We start from the raw sequence: 19,039 nt of genomic DNA on the forward strand, positions 1-19,039 counted from the left end.
TATATATTTGTTCTAAAAGCCCTTTTTTACTACCTAACAAACTACCAACGGTAAAATAACAATTCCTTATTATTAAAGAACATTCAACTTATTGATTTTCAACAGGAAGAAAAGAAACTAATCTAAGTCCATCCAAATCTACCGGAATACGTCTGTTTTCACCCCATGTCTGAAACTCAAATCCCGACTCCGTGTTGGTCGCCCAAGCCATGACGGCATTTCCGCAACCGCCAAGCTGTGTGATCTGTTGCCAAATCATTTCCCGAATACGCTTCGAGGTATCGCCAACATAAACACCTGCACGAACCTCGAGTAACCAGACGGCAAGACGTCCCCGCAGGCGCGGCGGTACGTTTTCCGTGACCACAACCACCATACTCATCAACCATGCCCCCGATGGCCGCTATCACCCAGTGATTCAGGTTCCGGTATTGCTGGCGGCAACATATCCGGCGCAGGCTGAGGTGGTTCAATTTCACCGGCAGCGAGCACCTCTTCGATCAGTGGGATCAATTTTCCGGTCAGCTTCGAACTGCGAAAAATATCACGGCAGGCCAGGCGCACTTCTTTATCAGGTTCCGCCGGGTGACGAGCAGCGATCTCAAATGCTTTGGGCACCACCGATTCAAATTTGATGATATCGGCAATGTCATAAACAAAAGAAAGCGGCTTACCACTATGGATAAAACCGATAGCTGGCGCATATCCCGCCGCCAGGATAGCCGCTTCTGAAATCCCGTACAGGCACGATGTCGCCGCGCTAATACATCGGTTGACGACATCCCCCTTCTCCCAGTCTTTCGGATCATAGTTACGACCATGCCACTTCACGCCATACTGCTTCGCCAGCAATGCATAGGTCGCCCGCACACGGGATCCTTCAATACCGCGCAGTTGCTCAACGGAACGACGGGCGGGCGGCGGTTCGCGAAAACGCAGTTCATACATTTTGCGCACCACCTTCAGCCGCAGGTCATCATCTAACGCCAGCTTTGCCTGATAAAGCAACTTATCGGCTCGTGCGCCGCCGGGTTGACCAGAGGAATAGACCCGCACTCCCGCCTCGCCCACCCACACCAACAGCGTTCCCACCGTCGATGCCAGACGCACAGCCGCATGGGAAACCCGCGTTCCCGGTTCCAGCATGATGCAGGCGACCGATCCCACCGGAATATGCGTACGAACCCCGGTTTTATTGATTAATACAAATGCCCCATCCAGCACGTCAATTTGACCGTACTGGAGGAAGATCATCGAGGTTCGATCTTTTAACGGGATCGGGTGAGCGGCACGAACGTCACGCGTCGTCTCCGGGTTTGATCATCATCATTCCGCAGCCAAACGCCCGACTTTTACCGTACCCCTGCGCCAGACGTTGCAGGAAAAGCACGGGATCGTTAATCACCAGCACGCCGGTATAGTCCACGCTGCTAAACTGAATCATCTGCCGGGATTTCTCTCGACGTATCTGCTGCTGCCGGTAAGCATCAACGCTCGCCTCGCTCAGGGTGAAGCCATTTTGCTCCCCCCTGGCGCGCCAACCACGTCAGCGCCGCCTGCTGCTGATAAGACCAAATATCCTGGCTATCACCCTGCGTTTTACGCTGGCGTTTCGCCTCCATCAGCAAATCGTGACGCTTGCCGTTTTTGCAAACCGTCGGATTGGCGCGCAAGTTAAACCGCAGCGTCTGTCCCGCGCTCAGCATTGGCGCAAACGGGCGAGTCTGCACGTCAAAAATCGCGCTAGCGGCAGGCTGTTCCTGCGAGAGGACAAAAAAACGAAACGCGCCCTGTAACTCTTCGCGGCGATAAAGAAACTGCCGTTCCTTGCCGCCGGGAAAGAGCTCCCATAACCACTGGTGCATCACGTACTCGCCGCGCTCCACCAGATGCAAGAGCTGTGCCGGCGAAAGCTCGCTGGTGTGCAGCGTTATTCTTGAGAGATACACGCGTCCTCCTTGCGGAGCCACGGCCCCTGATTCACGCTACGTTCACCGAACAACCATTGCTGGCGGCTCAACGGCATGTCGCGACGACGTAAAATTTTGTTCGCCGTTAAGCCATCGTGTTCACCTTCCCACCAGCATTCGTTCTGTAATCTGGGGAGAGGCAGTTTCAGCGCATTGAATTTATCCTGATACTGACGATACGCTTCGCGTAACACATCCGTCGCACTCCCTTCCAGCAGTTGCGGCGCAAGCGGCAACGCCAGAGGGTGACTTTTGCGCCCCAGATACAGCGGGAACACAGGATGTTGTAACGCCGCCTGAAGCTGCGCCAACGTGTAAGGCGCGTCCGGCGTCGCGCTGACAGCGATCATCCACCAGGCGTCGGTGTAGTAGTCGCGTCGGGAAATCAGCGCGCTCAGTAACTCAGGATCCTGCAACTCTTCACGGCGGCTGAAGTAACGTGCCTTACGTACCTCTTTCGGCATCTGCACCGTGTGATAATCCCGCGCCCAGCGCGGGTTGCCACTGGCGCACAGCAAAAATTGGTAATGACGATTGAAGGCGTTTAGCCGTTCCTCCTCATCGCGGCGAATACCCAGCGCCGCCGCCAGCAGCCCCAGCAGCGCCGAGCGCGAAGGCAGATCATGGCTGTGGCGCACTTCGCCTGGCGCATCCACGCCCCAGGAGGCCATCGGCCCGTGAAGCTGAAAAACCAGATATTGGCTCATAAGCCGCCCCTTACGCGCAGATGAAGTCAAGCACGTCTTTCATGCTTCCCTGCTGATTCATCACGTCGAAACTGGCGGTATCAGTCCGCTGACCATAAACCTTATTCATATTCTTATGCAGCGATGTAATACGCTTAACCGCAACGTTCAATTGGTCTGTACCGTTGATCGGTTCATAAAACGCGGCCGCCAGTGAACGTGGTTGGTCGGTGCCTTTTTCGGCCAGCGCCCACGAGGCATAGGCACAGCTGGCAAAGCTGTTCTGTTTGCCGGTCGGCGACACTTTCAGCGCCGCTTCAGTAAAGGCGCGCAGCGTTTTGTTTGCCAGTTCTTCATTGTCGTTCAGGTTTTTCACCAGCAGATCTTTGTTGATGCAGATATAGGTGTAAAACAGCGCGGAGCCAAAGCCGGTTTCGCCGAGATGGCCTGCGCCTGCATCTTCTGCCGATGCCTGGCGTAGGTCATCCACAGCAGTAAAGAAATCGTCTTCGACGATCGTTTCGCTGACGCCGAAGGCGTGGGCGACCTGGCAGGCGGCTTCAACGTTAAAATCAGTTTTCTCCGCTAACATCCGGCCAAACATGGCAATATCGACGGCCATGCGATCTTTACGTAGCAGTGCAAGCTCTTCCTCTTTTGGAGCGCGTTTTTCTTCTGCCAGACGGTGCGCTAGCGCTTTTACGCCCTCAAATTCAGCTGGGCTGATATGCACCAGTTGCCCGGTTTCAGCATTCGTCAACTCATCTTTGGGTTTCTTTTCCGCCTTTACCTTGCCAAAATAGTTAGCGATGTTCTTGACGTACTCAACCGCTTTTTTGGCGTCAATGCCGCTTTCAATCAGGATCTGCGCCGCTTCGCGCGCAATACGTCCGCTACGAATACCGATATTCCCGGCAAGCGCCTGCTCAAACAGTTCCGAGGTACGCCAGGCACGTTTCAGGCTCTGAGAGGAGATACGCAGACGCGTCGCGCCGCCAAGCACCACGGTTTTTGGCGCGCCGGTATCGTCACGGTTGAGGTTGGCGGCAGGATAAGCGGTTAATAAATGGAGCTGAATAAACGTTGTCATAAAGATATCCCTGTTAATCTTGTTCGTTATCGCCAGCCTGGTAGTATTCCAGCGCCCAGCGGATACGGAGAAATTCGGTTGGCCGCTGCTGGCGGCGATGGTGGTTCAGCAAGTCGTCTTGTTCCTGACACCAGCGGAAAATATCGTCCGCCAGAGAAATTAGATTTACCGAACCATCAAGCAACTGCACTGCACGACGCAAATGGCGTAATAGCTCGTCGGGATTTTTCACCGCAGACAGGCGGGAGAAGCGTAGTTTTGACATTACCGGATTGTCACCACTCTTCTTCTGTCCAAGCTGTGTAGCAAAACTCTGTCGCTCATCAATAAATTTGATATGCGCAGCCAGTACCGCAGTAATTGCCAATGCAGTAACATGCCAGTCTGCCTTGTTTTTCCACAACGAATGCGTCTGCATTAACAGCAAATGAAATCCCTCAGACAAGCAGGCCTCATTCACCGTTTTACTGCGCCGCAAGCTGGCCCGTGCACCCCGCTTCTCCTGCAAATCCTCATGCCATTTGCGCAGCGTGGCTTTGTGATCCTCTTGCACAATACTCATTCAGCAGCCTCCTGCTTCTTTGCTTTGGCGGCTTTCGCGCTTTGCTTTTCCGCCGATGAGGTAAAATATTTTTTGCGCGCCTTCATGATGCGCTCCAGATCGCTGCTCTCGTAGGGGTTGGTAAAGACGTGATCATCGAAGTAACAACGGGTAAACAGCCAAAGTTCTCTTTGCCATTTATTCAGCCTTTCGTCCGGCTTGTGGCCGTTTTCCAGATCGTGGATCAGATTGAGAAAGCGCCCCTGCGTCAGGTTCCAGAAATCAATGTCGATAAAACTGAAATCACCGCGGGCGCCCTTCGCATTGGCGAACCACGCTTCTTTTAGCGCACTGCGCAGCAGGCTGAGGAGTCGGGTAGCAGTTTGTGTTGCTTTACGTAAATCAGGGATCAGACCTTCCGTCATCAGCAACGGAAAGTGGTGCTCATACCAACAGCGGATTTTCATTTTTTTGAAATCGGCACCAAATCCCCACAAGCCTACTTTGATATTCCTGAGCTCTCGGGCATTAAACACTTTAATCACCTGTGCCGGATATTCGGTATTCTTTTCCGTCGGGTTTTCTTGACTTAGTCCCAGCCAATCTCGCCAAAGAAGTCCACCTGGTTGGGTTATAACAGGTTCAAATCCCTTACTATTCTTTATTTGCAGGCGATGTGGTGTTAATGGGTGCCGCCAGCGGTCATAATTAACGCCATAATTCTTGACCAACATCTGGATTAGCAGCTCATCGCTATTATTACCGCAGATATTGCACACTCCCTGACGTATTGTCGCGAAATCCAGACGGATACGGCGTGGCATCCCCCAGTATGCTTGTAATTTATTTACCTGCTCATCTGTTGTAATAGTATGAGCTGGTGGCTCGCTGGTACGTGTTGCGGCAAGCCAGGGAAATACAGCCGCATCATAGACGACAGGCAAAGGCAGATCCGCAGCATCCTGCGGCATCACGTTGAGCCACAGCTTGCGCCAGAGCGGCGTTTGCCGCTCTCCCTGATATTCCTGCAATTCAATCAATGTAGTCAGCGGCCCGCCGCCGCGCAGCCCAGTGCGGTAGCCTTGTCCGCCGGAAGGAGCGTTAAGCTGCATTGAAAACAACGCCAACGCGGCACAATGCGGGCAAAAACATTCCATTACACCACGTTTGATAAAATGATCTGTATTTAACTCAGTAGTTTGAATACCTGGTGTTTCCGGTAATAGCGAAGCTATAGTTATTTTATTGTCGGGTAATTCTTCAAAATCCTGCATAAAAGACGGCGTTTCCGCGCCAAACTGAAAAGCGTGTTCTAACTGTGCTAATGCCTTATGGAGCGCATCGGCATGCAATCCATCAAACCAGATATCCTCCCAGTTTTTGTATCTTTTCGGCGCGATACTGCATTGCAGCAATCCCAGTAGAAACTGCCAGGCCGCTCCCTGCAAATCTGCTCGCGTTGCGGCGATGTCCACCACATTTTCATCCGCCAGATCGACGGGGGCCAACTTACCCGTCGAGCCATCTTTGAAACGGACGGGGAGCCAGGGAGTTGTTAAAAGTGAAAAATTGTCCATATCTATATTCGTTATTCCCCCATCATGCCAATCAATCCCTCATTCGCCGAATAACCACAAGCGGCAAAGTCCGTCACCACAACCACCGTGGCAAAATCCTTATCCTGATGCTGTTGCGCACACCACTTGCGCAGCGGTTCACCATCTAACCGTTCAAACTCGTCTTTATGTTTATCCCACCAGCTCTGACGTACCCGCAGCACGCTCATCTCCCAGGCGTGTTCACCGCTGGCATAAGGGGTTACGACGCCATCCACGATTTTCGCCAGCCACAGCGTGACAGACTCTTCCGCCAGCCGCGTTGACATTTTCTCCGGTAGAGAATCGCTAATTTCAGCACAATAGCCCGGCGCAAAATTAAGCAGCATCTGTCTGGCAAATGCCCGGTCGCAATAAAATTTGCCTTCCTGCAATTGCTCGGTTTTTGCAAATCCAACCGGCATGTTGACATCCTCGCCGTAGACCGACTCAATCAACAATCGGGCAGATTGCGGCATCCGAATCGCCCCCTGCTCACGTAATATGCGCTGCGTCAGCCACATGCGCCCATGATCGGGATAGACATAGGCGCTGTTACGCATGGCGCTGGATAACCAGTTCTCTCGCGGCGCGTCATCCCACTCCGGAGCAAGAATGCGCAGCACTGGTGTCTCTCGCTCATCCTGCCCACTCTTTTTCACCAGACCGTTACGATCACGAATATGACGCTGTAGTCGACCGGCCCGCTGAATTAATAAATCCACCGGCGCTAAATCAGAGATCATCTCATCGCAGTCAATATCCAGACTTTGTTCGATTACCTGCGTGGCGATAATGACCTTACCGGCACGTTGCGCGCCGCTCTGTTTGCCAAAGAGATTCAGCGTCTGCGACTCAATCCGCTGACGATCGTGAAAAGCAAAGCGACTATGGAAGAGTAAAAGGTTTTCCGTGACGACGACCTTACTCAGTTGAAGCTGGCGATAGATACGAATCGCATCATCAACGGAGTTACGTATCCAAGCGATACAGTTTCCTTTTTCCACTGCTTCACCTATACGTTCAAGACACGCCTCTTCACTATGTAGCCAGCCAATATCTACGCAACGCTCAACCTCTTTGCGTGTATCAACCCGCTGAGAAATCAGCTCTGTTTGTGTGACCTGAGTCAGCCAGGGATAATCGTCATGGCCTAGCAACGGCGCCTGCACACTACGCCTCACCCCACGGGAAAATGCCGCCACCAGCTTATCTCGCTGCTGCTGCGATAGCGTCGCAGATAACAGAATAGTGGCGTTGCCATTACTGGCCTGCCGTTCGATCAAACCTTCAAGTATTCGGGACATCCAGGCATCACAGGCATGGATCTCATCAGCCAGTAAGATCTTGTTGCTAAGACCCAGTAACCGCAGGTTGTTATGTTTAAATGGCATTACCGCCATCATCGCCTGATCCAACGTGCCTACGCCAACCTCCGCCAACAACGCTTTTTTATTGCTGTCGGCAAACCAGGCGGCGCATCCCTGACTATAAGGCTGCGCTTCATCGGGTTCTTCCGTACCAGAAAGAGTGACCGACCATATTGACTGATTGAAACGATCCATTAAGCGACGCGCGCTATGCGCCAGAATCAGGCTGGGACGGGAGTCCGGCTGATACAGCGCCAGCCAGGTGTTCGCCATACGTTCAAACATCGCGTTGGCTGTCGCCATTGTCGGCAGTCCAAAATAGAGTCCCTGCGCTTTACCTGCCGCCATCAGTCGATGAGCTAATATGAGCGCCGCCTCTGTTTTTCCGGCCCCGGTGACATCTTCAAGAATAAAGAGTTGGGCGCCATCCACGTTGATATCCAGCTCAAGCGCCTTTTGTTGTAACGGTGTGGGATGCTGAATAAAAGGGAAAAGCGTTTCTATGCCCGTAAAGGCAGACACATTCGCCGCTGAGGGAAATAGCGTGATGGCAGTTTGTGCTTTAGCGAGAGCTTGCTGCCAGTAGGTATCAACAGGCATTTTTTCCGCAGTACGCGGAAAATAACGGCTGGCAGAACCAGTCCAGTCAGCCAGTACAACCGCAGCGGAAATAAACCAGGAAAGTTGCTGAAATTGGTCGATACCCTCATCTTCATCCCAGGCTTCAGGCAAAGTAATTAAAGGAAAGAGCGCTTTTATTCTCAGAAGAAAATCTCTTGCCGCGTCTTTATCCTGCTGGCGAAAATGGTCCAGCTCCTGGATTGCCTCTGGAGGGCGTCCATGATGACCTGTAGTGACTGGCATCCAAAGCGCCATAACGCGCTTACTTTTACGAACTGAAAGCGAAGAAGGAGGAAACAATTCAGGGCATTCACTTAGCCAGGAGTTCCACAACATGTATCCCAGCGTGGTATGCGCGATTTTTTCATAATGCCGTGTAGGCTCATTAAAGATATTTAAAGCCTCATGACGGTATAGTTGCTGGAAGGAATGAGCAAACTCTCCAATATCATGCCAACATAAAATCCAGGCAAAAAATTGCGCCGCCTGCTCCTTATCCTGGATGCCTAATTTTTTTAGATAGTGGTCAATAAAATAAATATTATTTATCACCATCCAGTAACCCACAGCCGCAACATCTAAAGAATGCCAGCAAAGCAAATGGTAATCATCACCGCCGTCATTTTCTCCTCGTCGAGACTTTCCCCAATAGTGATATATCGACACGTAAACTCCAACATGTGGATAATAAAAGCACTCTACGCCTTTTTAATGGTCTTTTTTGTTGATATATCTCACAAAAATTGCACTTCCTGAGATTATATTTAAATATGCTCACTCAACTTTATATATTCTTCAGAAATATTTACCCCACGAATAATTATTATAAATTTTTCCGCTCTTTTCTTCTGGAAGAAGCGATCAAAGAGGCATCTTCCAACGCCCCCTGCATAAACCAAAATTTAAAAAAACGACCATTTGCGGCGAATCATCTACCTTTTGTCTGAATTATCGTCACCACAAAGGATTACCAACCATAAATGTGCTGTATTAATAATGTCGTTCAAATTCTCTCCTGTAGTAAACTTTATCTGTTTAATAAAAAAGAGAGAATTGAACGATATATTTTACTCCGGATATTGAATAATATAAATTTGAAGGAAAATATTATGCCAGTCACTTTAAGCTTCGGTAATCATCAAAATTATACGCTTAATGAAAGTCGGCTTGCTCATCTGTTAAGCGCAGATAAAGAAAAAGCAATCCATATGGGGGGCTGGGATAAAGTCCAGGATCATTTTAGAGCGGAAAAAAAGGACCATGCGCTGGAAGTGTTACACTCCATCATTCACGGGCAGGGCCGTGGTGAACCTGGAGAGATGGAAGTTAACATAGAGGATATAAATAAAATTTACGCCTTTAAACGGCTACAACATCTGGCCTGCCCGGCTCATCAGGATCTGTTTACTATCAAGTTGGACGCTTCTCAGACACAATTTTTACTTATGGTCGGCGACACGGTGATCAGCCAAAGCAATATTAAGGACATCCTCAATATATCAGATGATGCAGTGATAGAATCTATCAGTAGAGAGGAGAGACAGTTATTTTTACAAATATGCGAGGTGATTGGTGCGAAGATGACCTGGCACCCGGAATTACTTCAGGAGTCGATTTCTACACTACGAAAAGAAGTGACGGGCAATGCACAAATCAAAGCGGCGGTTTATGAGATGATGCGTCCCGCAGAGGCTCCAGACCACCCGCTTGTCGAATGGCAGGACTCGCTTACTGAAGATGAAAAATCGATGCTGGCCTGTATTAATGCAGGTAACTTTGAGCCTACAACTCAGTTTTGCAAAATAGGTTATCAGGAGGTACAAGGTGAAGTCGCTTTTAGCATGATGCATCCGTGTATCTCCTATTTACTACATACCTATTCGCCGTTTGCAGAGTTTAAACCAACAAATTCTGGTTTTTTAAAAAACTTAATCAGGATTATAACGACTATCATGCAAAAAAAATGTTTATTGATGTAATTCTTGAAAAGCTATATCTAACCCATGAACGTTCTTTGCACATTGGTAAAGATGGGTGCAGTCGTAATATATTACTGGTATAAAGATAGTCAGTAATATACCCTTCATACTTCAAGTTGCTTATGTGTTGGCTACGCTCGTTCACCCCAGTCACATAGTTATCTATGCTCCTGGGGACTCACTCCCTTGCCGCCTTTAAGCAACTCGAATTATTTTGGGTATATAACCAATTTAAAATCCGGCTGCCTGCCGGATTTTTCATAGCAGCAAGTATAATCATGCCGCGTAAGGACAATTACCCTTCATGCAGCCCGCACTCGCGCTTCAGCCCGAAGAACCGCGTTTCTTCTTCCGCCATACCCGGCTCCCATTTGCGGGTGGTGTGCGTATCGCCCACCGACAGATAGCCCTGATCCCACAGCGGATGGTATTTCAGACCGTGCTTTTGCAGATACTGGTAAACCGTGCGGTTATCCCAGTCGATAATCGGTAGCACTTTAAACACGCCGCGCTGGATAGCGAGAACGGGTAAATGCGCGCGGCTACCGGACTGCTCGCGACGCAGACCCGCAAACCACGTCTGCGCTTTCAGCTCTTTTAGCGCCCGATTCATCGGCTCGACTTTGTTGATGTCATTGTATTTCTCAATACCTTCTACGCCCTGCTCCCACAGTTTGCCGTAGCGCGCTTCCTGCCAGGCCGGACTTTCGCCCGCGCGGTAAACTTTCAGGTTGAGTTTGAGTTTGTCCGTTAACTCATCAATAAACTGGTAGGTTTCCGGGAACAGGTAGCCGGTATCGGTGAGGATCACCGGGATATCCGGGCGAATCTGATTCACCAGATGCAGACTCACCGCCGCCTGAATGCCAAAGCTTGAGGAGAGCACGTATTCGCCGGGCAGATTTTCCAGCGCCCATGCCACGCGTTCTTCGGCGCTCAGTGTTTCCAGTTGGGCGTTGATTTCCGCCAACGCCAGTACGCGATCGACTTTTGGCAGTTCATTCAATGCGTTGAGATCGAGTTGGGACATAAGTTCCTCACTGTTTGCCTTGCCTGATGGCGCTGCGCTTATCAGGCCTACACAGACGCCATCCGGCAATTCAGGTTATTCCCAGAAATCACGCGCGGGATCGAGCACCGGGCGAATGATGCCCGCACGCACCGTAAAGTCGCCGAAGCCTTCACCCGCTTCACGCTCTTTCGCCCAGCGCCCAATCAGTTCATCCAGCGAGGCCAGAATATCCGGCTCGGCGATATTTTCTTTATACATCCGTGGGATACGACTCCCGATGCGGTTGCCACCAAGATGCAGGTTATAACGACCAGGCGCTTTCCCTACTAAGCCAATTTCCGCCAGCATCGCGCGACCACAGCCGTTCGGGCAGCCGGTCACGCGCATCACGATATGCTCATCAGGAATGCCGTGTTTTTCCAGAATCGCTTCCACTTTGTCCGTGAACGACGGCAGGAAACGCTCGGCTTCCGCCATTGCCAGCGGGCAGGTTGGGAACGACACGCAGGCCATTGAGTTTTCACGCTGCGCGCTCACGGCATTCATCAACCCGTGGTCGCGCGCCAGCGTCTCGATCTTCGCTTTCTGGCTTTCCGGCACGCTGGCAATAATCAGGTTCTGGTTAGCGGTAATACGGAACTCGCCCTGATGAATCTTCGCGATCTCCAGCAGGCCGGTTTTCAGCGGGCGCCCCGGATAATCCAGGATACGACCGTTTTCGATAAACAGCGTCAGGTGCCAGTTGTTGTCGATCCCTTTCACCCAACCGATACGATCGCCGCGACCGGTAAACTCATACGGGCGGATCGGCTCAAATTTGATCCCCGCGCGACGCTCGACTTCCGCTTTAAATGTCTCCAGTCCCACGCGCTCAAGGGTGTATTTGGTTTTGGCATTTTTCCTGTCGGTACGGTTACCCCAGTCGCGCTGCGTCGTCACTACCGCTTCGGCCACCGCCAGGGTGTGCTCCAGCGGCAGATAGCCAAACTCGCTGGCCGTACGAGCGTAGGTTTTCTTATTACCATGCTCAATAGACAGACCGCCGCCCACCAGCAGGTTAAAGCCGACCAGCTTGCCGTTCTCGGCAATCGCCACAAAGTTCATGTCGTTGGCGTGCAGATCGATATCATTTTGCGGCGGGATCACCACCGTGGTTTTAAATTTACGCGGCAGATAGGTTGCGCCGAGGATCGGTTCTTCGTCAGTGGTCGCGACCTTCTCCTGATCGAGCCAGATCTCCGCATACGCACAGGTGCGCGGCAGCAGATGTTCGGAGATCTTCTTCGCCCACTCGTAGGCTTCCGCGTGCAACTGCGATTCGTACGGGTTGGAGGTGCACAGCACGTTACGGTTCATGTCGTTAGCGGTTGCCAGCGCATCCAGCCCGACCGAATGCAGCATCTGGTGCACCGGCTTGACGTTCTTCTTCAGAATACCGTGAAACTGGAAGGTCTGGCGGTTGGTCAGACGGATACTGCCATAAATCGTGTTATCCGCCGCGAATTTATCGATCGCCTGCCATTGCGTCGTAGTAATCACCCCGCCCGGCAGACGGCAGCGCAGCAGCATGGCGTGGCGCGGCTCCAGCTTCTGCGCCGCACGCTCGGCGCGAATATCGCGGTCATCCTGCTGATACATGCCGTGAAAGCGTATTAGCAGGAAGTTGTCGCCTTTAAAACCGCCGGTGAGACCGTCGTTCAGATCTTCCGCAATGGTACCGCGCAGGTAGTTGCTTTCCAGCTTCATGCGCTCGGCATCGGACAGTTTACCTTCGACCACCAGTGGGCCTGGATGTTTTTCGCTCATTAGTAGACATCTCGCTGATAACGGCGCTCTACGCGCAGCTCACTTAAATATTCATCTGCCGATTCGAGGTCCATACCGCCGAATTCAGCGATCACTTCCAGCAATGCTTTTTCGACATCTGCGGCCATACACCTGGCGTCGCCGCAGACATAAATGTGGGCACCGTCATTGATCCAGCGCCACAGCTCCGCGCCCTGTTCGCGCAGTTTGTCTTGTACGTAGATTTTTTCTTTTTGATCGCGGGACCAGGCCAGATCGATCCGGTTCAGCACGCCTTCTTTCACGTAACGCTGCCATTCAACCTGATAAAGGAAGTCTTCGGTGAAGTGCGGGTTACCGAAGAACAGCCAGTTCTTGCCTTCCGCACCGTCGGCGGCGCGTTGCTGCATAAAGGCGCGGAACGGCGCGATACCCGTACCTGGGCCAATCATAATCACCGGAGTCTGCGGATTCGCTGGCAGGCGGAAATTATCGTTGTGTTCAATAAAGACGCGCACTTCGCCCTCTTCTTCCACGCGGTCGGCGAGGAAGCTGGAAGCACCACCCGCGCGGGCGCGGCCTTCAATATCGTAGCGCACGACGCCGACGGTTACGTGTACTTCGCTTTCGACTTCCGCCTGCGCGGAGGCGATGGAGTACAGACGCGGCGTCAGCGGACGCAGCAGGCCGATTAATGCTTCAGCGTCGAGCTGCGCCGGAGAGAAACGCACCATATCAACAATGGGCGTGGTCGCGGCGTAGTGCTGGAGCTGCGCTTTGTCGCCCACTAATGGCAACAGCGACTCACTGCGCGTCAGGGTCGCGTAGTTCTCAACAATGTTGGCGGTATTCACCGTCAGCTCGAAGTGCCACTCCAGCGCTTCGGCGAGCGGCAGGGTTTTACCATCAACCGTCACCGGCTCATCGCCTTTCAGCCACAGCAACTCAACCAGCTCCTTCACCAGAGCCGGATCGTTCTGATACCAGACGCCCAGCGCATCGCCCGGCTGATAGCGCAGGCCGGAGTCGCCTAAATCAATCTCAATATGACGCACATCTTTTTCCGAGTTGCGACCGGTGATTTTCTGATTCACGGAGAGGGTCGCGATCAGCGGCGCGTCTTTAGTATAGGGGCTGGTGTGGATGTCGTTTACCGCGCCAGTAGCGACGGATTGCGAAGGTGCCGCGACAGGTGCGCGAGACTTCAGAACATCAACCACGCGGGCGCGCCATTCGCTGGCAGTTGCCTGATATTCAACGTCAGCATCGACACGGTCGAGCAGACGTTCACCGCCCAGTTCCGCCAGTTTGCTGTCGAAATCTTTTCCGGACTGGCAGAAAAATTCATAAGAGGTGTCGCCGAGGCTAAACACGGCAAAAGCGGTGTTTTCCAGTTTCGGCGCTTTTTTGGAGAACAGGAATTTATGCAGCGCGACGGCCTCTTCCGGCGGCTCGCCTTCTCCCTGGGTGGACGTCACTATCACCAGTAGTTTTTCACTGGCAATCTGTTTGAATTTGTAGTCGCCGGCGTTCACCAGTGTCACATTAAGGTTGGCCGCCAGCAGATCATCACGCAGCGCTTCCGCCACACGACGCGCATTGCCGGTTTGCGAAGCGGAGATAAGCGTAACCCCCGGCATCTTCCCCTCAGGAGCAGGCGTGACGGCAACAGCGCCTGAGCGCGGGTTCAGTACGCCCCAAAAATAGCCGGAGACCCAGGCAAGCTGTTCGGGAGTAAGGTCGGTTGTCGCGGCCTGAAGGCGCGCCAGTTGCTCCGGATTAAGCGGAAGCAACCCAGTCAGTGGAGCCGGTGTCGTCATGCGTCGTTATGTTCCAGTAAGCAAAGCGGATCTATACACAAAATCATTCAAGTTCGCCGTAAGCTGAGCGCGCCCCAGGAGCGTACATAAATACGTGACTGGGGTGAGTAAACGCAGTCAACACAGATGCGGCTTGAAAGATGAAATGTATAAGCGATAAATCCCAAACTGAGGATAAGGTTAACGGTGAGAGGAATAACAATTAAAGAAGGGTTGGAAATAACAAATAACCAAATGAACTAACCTGTTTTAGTTATCGTGATTAACGCCAAAATCGATTTTATAATTGATTGATAATTATTAAATTTTCTGGAAATTCTTAAATTAATTGCCCGTCACAAGGCGGAGAATGGTTTTAGTTAATGATAAAAAATGCGCTTTCCGGTACCCTACGGCGGTTTTTTTATTGCCTGAGAGTTCATCATGTCCACCACGTTGTATAAAGATTTCACCTTTGAAGCCGCTCACCGCCTGCCTCACGTGCCTGAAGGGCATAAGTGCGGCCGCCTGCACGGACACTCGTTTATGGTGCGTCTCGAAATTACCGGTGAAGTCGATCCTCATACCGGTTGGATTATGGATTTCGCGGATCTCAAAGCGGCGTTTAAACCTACTTACGATCGTCTTGATCACTACTATCTGAATGATATTCCAGGGCTGTCCAATCCCACCAGCGAAGTGCTGGCAAAATGGATTTGGGATCAGGTTAAGCCCGTCGTGCCGCTACTGAGCGCCGTGATGGTGAAAGAAACCTGTACAGCCGGCTGCGTCTATCGCGGCGAATAAGGTTTATTAACGCGTGGGCTGGATGGCAGATTGATTCCAGCCCATCCACACGACGTTTCATCAGTGAAAACATTGTCCAGCGCGGTGTTAAAAGCGCAGCACATCACCGGTTGCAGGTGCGGTTATTTCCGGTAGCCACAACCGCCCCCAGGCCCCTGTACAGTGACAACCGCATAGTTTTTCAGGTTTTTGTTCTTGCAGAAAGCGCCTGACTCGCCACAGCGTGAACGGTGATGCGCAGCGGAGATGAAATCCGCCGACAAGCGCGTAAATCCGCTTTATACCGGTAATGTTCTGACAGTGCCGGACAATATTTGCGATCCCCCGATGCCCGCATCCCGTAATGATGACTAATCCTTTTGTCGATTGGTAAATCAGTACGCCCTCATCCAAAATAGAGTCCGGCTCCGCATCGTGGCCGCCAAAAATGCCGTAGGCTTCAGACGCGACCACTGGTATTTCCCCTGACCAGATAAAGTTTTCGCCAATCGGCAGGGGGTCACGCGTGTACATCATTCGGTAGCGTGAATAGTCCACCTCACACGACAATTTTTTTATTTTCCGGGTAATACCGAGAAAAGTCATTGCCGCATAACGTTCACGCGCAATATCGGGATGGCAGATGATTCGACTGTTATCAGGAAGCCACGGCACGCCGCCGCAATGATCGTAATGACCATGCGAAAGCACCACAGCAGACACATCGGACAGGTCGATCCCCATCGCCAACGCGTTTTGCATAAAACTGCCATCAGGGCCGGTATCGAACAAGATAGACGTAGACTCATCCTCGACCAACAAGCTTAATCCTGGCCGGGCCTTCAACGATTTATCCGCTCCAGCTCCCTTATGATTTTCGAGCAATACCCTGATCCTTAACGCCATGGCCTTCTCCTGTATAAAAGCCTCCCCGGGAAAACGCGGCCTTTTTACTTTACAGGTTTGTAGCAGCCATTACTGGTACACAGATTATGATTATGCAACGGCTATCCCCGCTGACGCGGGGAACACGAAATTAGTATTCGCGATAGCGTCCGTTTTTCCGGTTTATCCCCGCTGATGCAGGGAACACTAGACCGTAATCGAGGATGCAACTCTGTGAGCCGGTTTATCCCCGCTGACGCGGGGAACACAATCTGGTACGCGGCAAGCGCCGTTTCGATACCGGTTTATCCCCGCTGGCGCGGGGAACACATCAGGTTCACCTCGCGAATATCGTCGCTGCCCGGTTTATCCCCGCTGGCGCGGGGAACACAGATAAACCCAAATCTGGCCGGTGGAATTTTCCGGTTTATCCCCGCTGGCGCGGGGAACACTCCACCAATGAACAAAACTTGTGGCATTTCATCGGTTTATCCCCGCTGGCGCGGGGAACACACTAAACGTATATTGTTGTTTATAAACTATTTTTTATCAGCACCACATTCCACCAACATAATCGCAACAATTTAAATTATTAAAGAACAGCTAATTTGCTGATTTTGATGCAAAAAAGTTCATAGAATGATTTTTTCTTTAAATTTACCAAAATAGCGCGATCCGTGCATCGCTATGGAAAAATTTATCAGCGCTTTTATACACTCATCGAAATTCACATAGAGAAAATAAACAATGCAAGGTAATGGATGAGTCACAGACGGCATCGGCAGGCCGTCTGTAAGATTAGTAATGCATCAGGCGATATTTAAATATTTATGCGTTTGCATAGACAGCCGCCAGTTACGTGCAATACACGTTTCAATACACAGACGCGTCGCGTCTTCTTTCTGGCTAATGGGCTGCAAAGCAATCACGCGCGGTTTATCATCGCTCAGCGTGGCTAACAGTTCATCCAGCGCCTCAATATCACGAACTCGCCCAACGGGATGCTTGATTTCATTGGCGCGCTCCAGCGCCTGGGAAAGCACGTCATATCCCCCGCGCATATTCACTTTTGGTGAAACCGTGACCCATGTATTGGGCGTACAGCGCACTTCGTGCGTCCCGCTGGTCTCAATCTGACAACTAAAACCACTCTTTTCAAGCAGATCGGTGAGCGGCATGAGGTCGTGAATACAGGGTTCTCCACCGGTGATGACAACGTGACGCGCGGTATAGCCCTGACGATTAATCACCGCCAGCAGATCTTCACTGCTCGCAGCACCCCATTTGTCGCTCTCTTTGGTTTTTGCCAGAATGCTGAACAGAGACACTTCCCGATCGCTCAGTTTATCCCAGGTATGCTTAGTATCACACCAGGCACAGCCGACCGGACATCCCTGTAAACGAATAAAAATAGCGGGGACGCCGGTAAAGTAACCCTCGCCTTGTAGGGTCTGGAACATCTCGTTAATCGGGTACTGCATAGCGTTCTCTGTTAAGGGGATAATCGTTAATTATTGCAGATTTCGTCTGCCCGGTCATGCACAGCGGCTGCGCTATTGTACAGATACAAAAAAACCCGCCGAAGCGGGTTTTTACGTTAAGAGCTAAAAGCAGGATTACGCCTGGCCTTTGATCTCTTTACGACCGTTGTACGGTGCTTTTTCGCCCAGAGCTTCTTCGATACGAATCAGCTGGTTGTATTTAGCAACGCGGTCAGAACGGCTCATAGAACCGGTTTTGATCTGGCCTGCAGCGGTACCAACAGCCAGGTCAGCGATGGTAGCGTCTTCAGTTTCGCCAGAACGGTGAGAGATGACAGCAGTGTAGCCAGCGTCTTTCGCCATCTTGATTGCAGCCAGAGTTTCGGTCAGAGAACCGATCTGGTTGAATTTGATCAGGATGGAGTTAGCGATGCCTTTCTCGATGCCTTCTTTCAGGATTTTGGTGTTGGTTACGAACAGGTCGTCACCAACCAGCTGGATTTTGTCGCCCAGTACTTTGGTCTGGTATGCAAAACCGTCCCAGTCAGACTCGTCCAGACCATCTTCGATGGAAACGATCGGGTACTGTTTGGTCAGTTCTTCCAGGAAGTGGGTGAATTCTTCGGAGGTGAACGCTTTGTTGCCTTCGCCAGCCAGAACGTATTTACCGTCTTTGTAGAATTCAGATGCTGCGCAGTCCATCGCCAGGGTGATGTCTTTACCCAGCTCGTAACCAGCCGCTTTAACCGCTTCAGCGATAACAGCCAGTGCTTCCGCGTTGGAGCCCAGGTTCGGCGCATAGCCGCCTTCGTCACCCACAGCGGTGTTCATGCCTTTGCCTTTCAGCACTTTTGCCAGGTGATGGAAAACTTCAGAACCCATACGGATGGCTTCTTTAACCGTTTTCGCGCCAACCGGCTGGATCATGAATTCCTGGATGTCGACGTTGTTGTCAGCGTGCTCGCCGCCGTTGATGATGTTCATCATCGGAACCGGCATGGAGTATTTGCCCGGCGTGCCGTTCAGTTCAGCAATGTGCTCGTACAGCGGCATACCTTTAGCGGCAGCAGCAGCTTTGGCGTTAGCCAGAGAGACAGCCAGAATGGCGTTTGCACCGAAGTTAGATTTGTTTTCAGTACCGTCCAGGTCGATCATGATTTTGTCGATGCCAGCCTGGTCTTTAGCGTCTTTGCCAAGAATAGCCTGAGCGATCGGGCCGTTAACCGCGCCAACAGCTTTGGTTACGCCTTTACCCAGGAAACGGGATTTGTCGCCATCGCGCAGTTCCAGCGCTTCGCGGGAACCAGTAGAAGCACCTGACGGAGCCGCCGCCATACCTACGAAACCACCTTCCAGGTGTACTTCAGCTTCAACAGTCGGGTTACCACGGGAGTCGATGATTTCACGACCGATGACTTTAACGATTTTGGACATTAGGT

At 51.6% G+C, this 19,039-nt stretch carries 13 protein-coding genes, 3 pseudogenes and 1 CRISPR repeat array; of the genes and pseudogenes, 2 read left to right on the plus strand and 14 right to left on the minus strand.

Translation table 11 applies throughout. From position 1 onward, the window contains the following. Positions 1–88: 88 nt before the first annotated feature. The 8 genes and pseudogenes from cas2e to cas3 all read right to left on the minus strand — a co-directional run bounded on the left by cas2e (position 89) and on the right by cas3 (position 8,539). On the minus strand, positions 89–382 hold the full coding sequence (gene cas2e / locus ACFK9X_RS19120) for a type I-E CRISPR-associated endoribonuclease Cas2e (protein ID WP_023204590.1): 294 nt from the start codon (positions 380–382) through the stop codon (positions 89–91). Continuing rightward, positions 382–1,301 (minus strand): annotated as a pseudogene (gene cas1e / locus ACFK9X_RS19125) (type I-E CRISPR-associated endonuclease Cas1e). Before cas1e ends, cas2e begins: the two are co-directional and overlap by 1 nt. Beyond that, a pseudogene (cas6e, locus tag ACFK9X_RS19130) lies at positions 1,298–1,949 on the minus strand (type I-E CRISPR-associated protein Cas6/Cse3/CasE). The pseudogenes cas1e and cas6e overlap by 4 nt, the downstream one beginning before the upstream one ends. Next, positions 1,931–2,677 (minus strand): type I-E CRISPR-associated protein Cas5/CasD, encoded by a 747-nt coding sequence (gene cas5e / locus ACFK9X_RS19135; RefSeq protein WP_064047350.1) that lies wholly within the window; start codon positions 2,675–2,677, stop codon positions 1,931–1,933. The pseudogene cas6e and the gene cas5e overlap by 19 nt, the downstream one beginning before the upstream one ends. A 10-nt stretch (positions 2,678–2,687) precedes the next feature. Further along, the gene (cas7e, locus tag ACFK9X_RS19140; RefSeq protein ID WP_151117368.1) at positions 2,688–3,746 is read right to left on the minus strand and encodes a type I-E CRISPR-associated protein Cas7/Cse4/CasC; all 1,059 of its coding nucleotides are present in this window, start codon (positions 3,744–3,746) and stop codon (positions 2,688–2,690) included. A 13-nt stretch (positions 3,747–3,759) separates the two neighbouring features. Next, positions 3,760–4,308 carry a type I-E CRISPR-associated protein Cse2/CasB gene (gene casB / locus ACFK9X_RS19145; protein ID WP_000029526.1) on the minus strand — a complete coding sequence of 183 codons (549 nt, stop codon included), beginning with the start codon at positions 4,306–4,308 and terminating at the stop codon, positions 3,760–3,762. After that, complete coding sequence (gene casA / locus ACFK9X_RS19150; protein ID WP_151117370.1) at positions 4,305–5,864, minus strand: type I-E CRISPR-associated protein Cse1/CasA; 1,560 nt, start codon at positions 5,862–5,864, stop codon at positions 4,305–4,307. Before casA ends, casB begins: the two co-directional genes overlap by 4 nt. A gap of 11 nt (positions 5,865–5,875) precedes the next feature. Beyond that, positions 5,876–8,539, minus strand: a complete 2,664-nt coding sequence (cas3, locus tag ACFK9X_RS19155) for a CRISPR-associated helicase Cas3' (RefSeq protein ID WP_151117372.1) — start codon at positions 8,537–8,539, stop codon at positions 5,876–5,878. A gap of 314 nt (positions 8,540–8,853) precedes the next feature. Between cas3 and sopD the strand changes: the two are divergent. Then, positions 8,854–9,935: pseudogene (gene sopD, locus ACFK9X_RS19160) on the plus strand (SPI-1 type III secretion system effector SopD). Positions 9,936–10,147: 212 nt separating this feature from the next. Here sopD and cysH read toward each other — a convergent pair. The 3 genes from cysH to cysJ all read right to left on the minus strand — a co-directional run bounded on the left by cysH (position 10,148) and on the right by cysJ (position 14,469). Beyond that, positions 10,148–10,882: a phosphoadenosine phosphosulfate reductase gene (gene cysH, locus ACFK9X_RS19165; RefSeq protein ID WP_024157825.1), complete on the minus strand. Its 735-nt coding sequence runs from the start codon at positions 10,880–10,882 to the stop codon at positions 10,148–10,150. A 75-nt stretch (positions 10,883–10,957) separates the two neighbouring features. After that, the gene (gene cysI, locus ACFK9X_RS19170) at positions 10,958–12,670 is read right to left on the minus strand and encodes an assimilatory sulfite reductase (NADPH) hemoprotein subunit (protein ID WP_151117374.1); all 1,713 of its coding nucleotides are present in this window, start codon (positions 12,668–12,670) and stop codon (positions 10,958–10,960) included. Further along, complete coding sequence (gene cysJ / locus ACFK9X_RS19175; protein WP_151117377.1) at positions 12,670–14,469, minus strand: NADPH-dependent assimilatory sulfite reductase flavoprotein subunit; 1,800 nt, start codon at positions 14,467–14,469, stop codon at positions 12,670–12,672. Before cysJ ends, cysI begins: the two co-directional genes overlap by 1 nt. A gap of 423 nt (positions 14,470–14,892) precedes the next feature. Between cysJ and queD the strand changes: the two genes are divergently transcribed. Further along, the gene (queD, locus tag ACFK9X_RS19180; RefSeq protein ID WP_000108313.1) at positions 14,893–15,255 is read left to right on the plus strand and encodes a 6-carboxytetrahydropterin synthase QueD; all 363 of its coding nucleotides are present in this window, start codon (positions 14,893–14,895) and stop codon (positions 15,253–15,255) included. Positions 15,256–15,342: 87 nt separating this feature from the next. Here queD and ACFK9X_RS19185 read toward each other — a convergent pair whose 3' ends face one another. The 3 genes from ACFK9X_RS19185 to eno all read right to left on the minus strand — a co-directional run bounded on the left by ACFK9X_RS19185 (position 15,343) and on the right by eno (position 19,034). After that, on the minus strand, positions 15,343–16,140 hold the full coding sequence (locus tag ACFK9X_RS19185; protein ID WP_151117379.1) for an MBL fold metallo-hydrolase: 798 nt from the start codon (positions 16,138–16,140) through the stop codon (positions 15,343–15,345). A 97-nt stretch (positions 16,141–16,237) separates the two neighbouring features. Then, a CRISPR array of direct repeats spans positions 16,238–16,632; the repeat unit is 29 nt; unit sequence CGGTTTATCCCCGCTGGCGCGGGGAACAC. Between the two features lie 296 nt (positions 16,633–16,928). Further along, positions 16,929–17,600 (minus strand): 7-carboxy-7-deazaguanine synthase QueE, encoded by a 672-nt coding sequence (gene queE, locus ACFK9X_RS19190; RefSeq protein ID WP_001199961.1) that lies wholly within the window; start codon positions 17,598–17,600, stop codon positions 16,929–16,931. A gap of 135 nt (positions 17,601–17,735) precedes the next feature. Then, entirely contained in the window at positions 17,736–19,034 is a 1,299-nt protein-coding gene (gene eno, locus ACFK9X_RS19195) for a phosphopyruvate hydratase (RefSeq protein ID WP_000036734.1), read from the minus strand. Positions 19,035–19,039: the final 5 nt, after the last annotated feature.

Origin of the sequence: Salmonella sp. WC3, assembly GCF_042932255.1 — a bacterium.
Classification (GTDB): domain Bacteria; phylum Pseudomonadota; class Gammaproteobacteria; order Enterobacterales; family Enterobacteriaceae; genus Salmonella; species Salmonella enterica.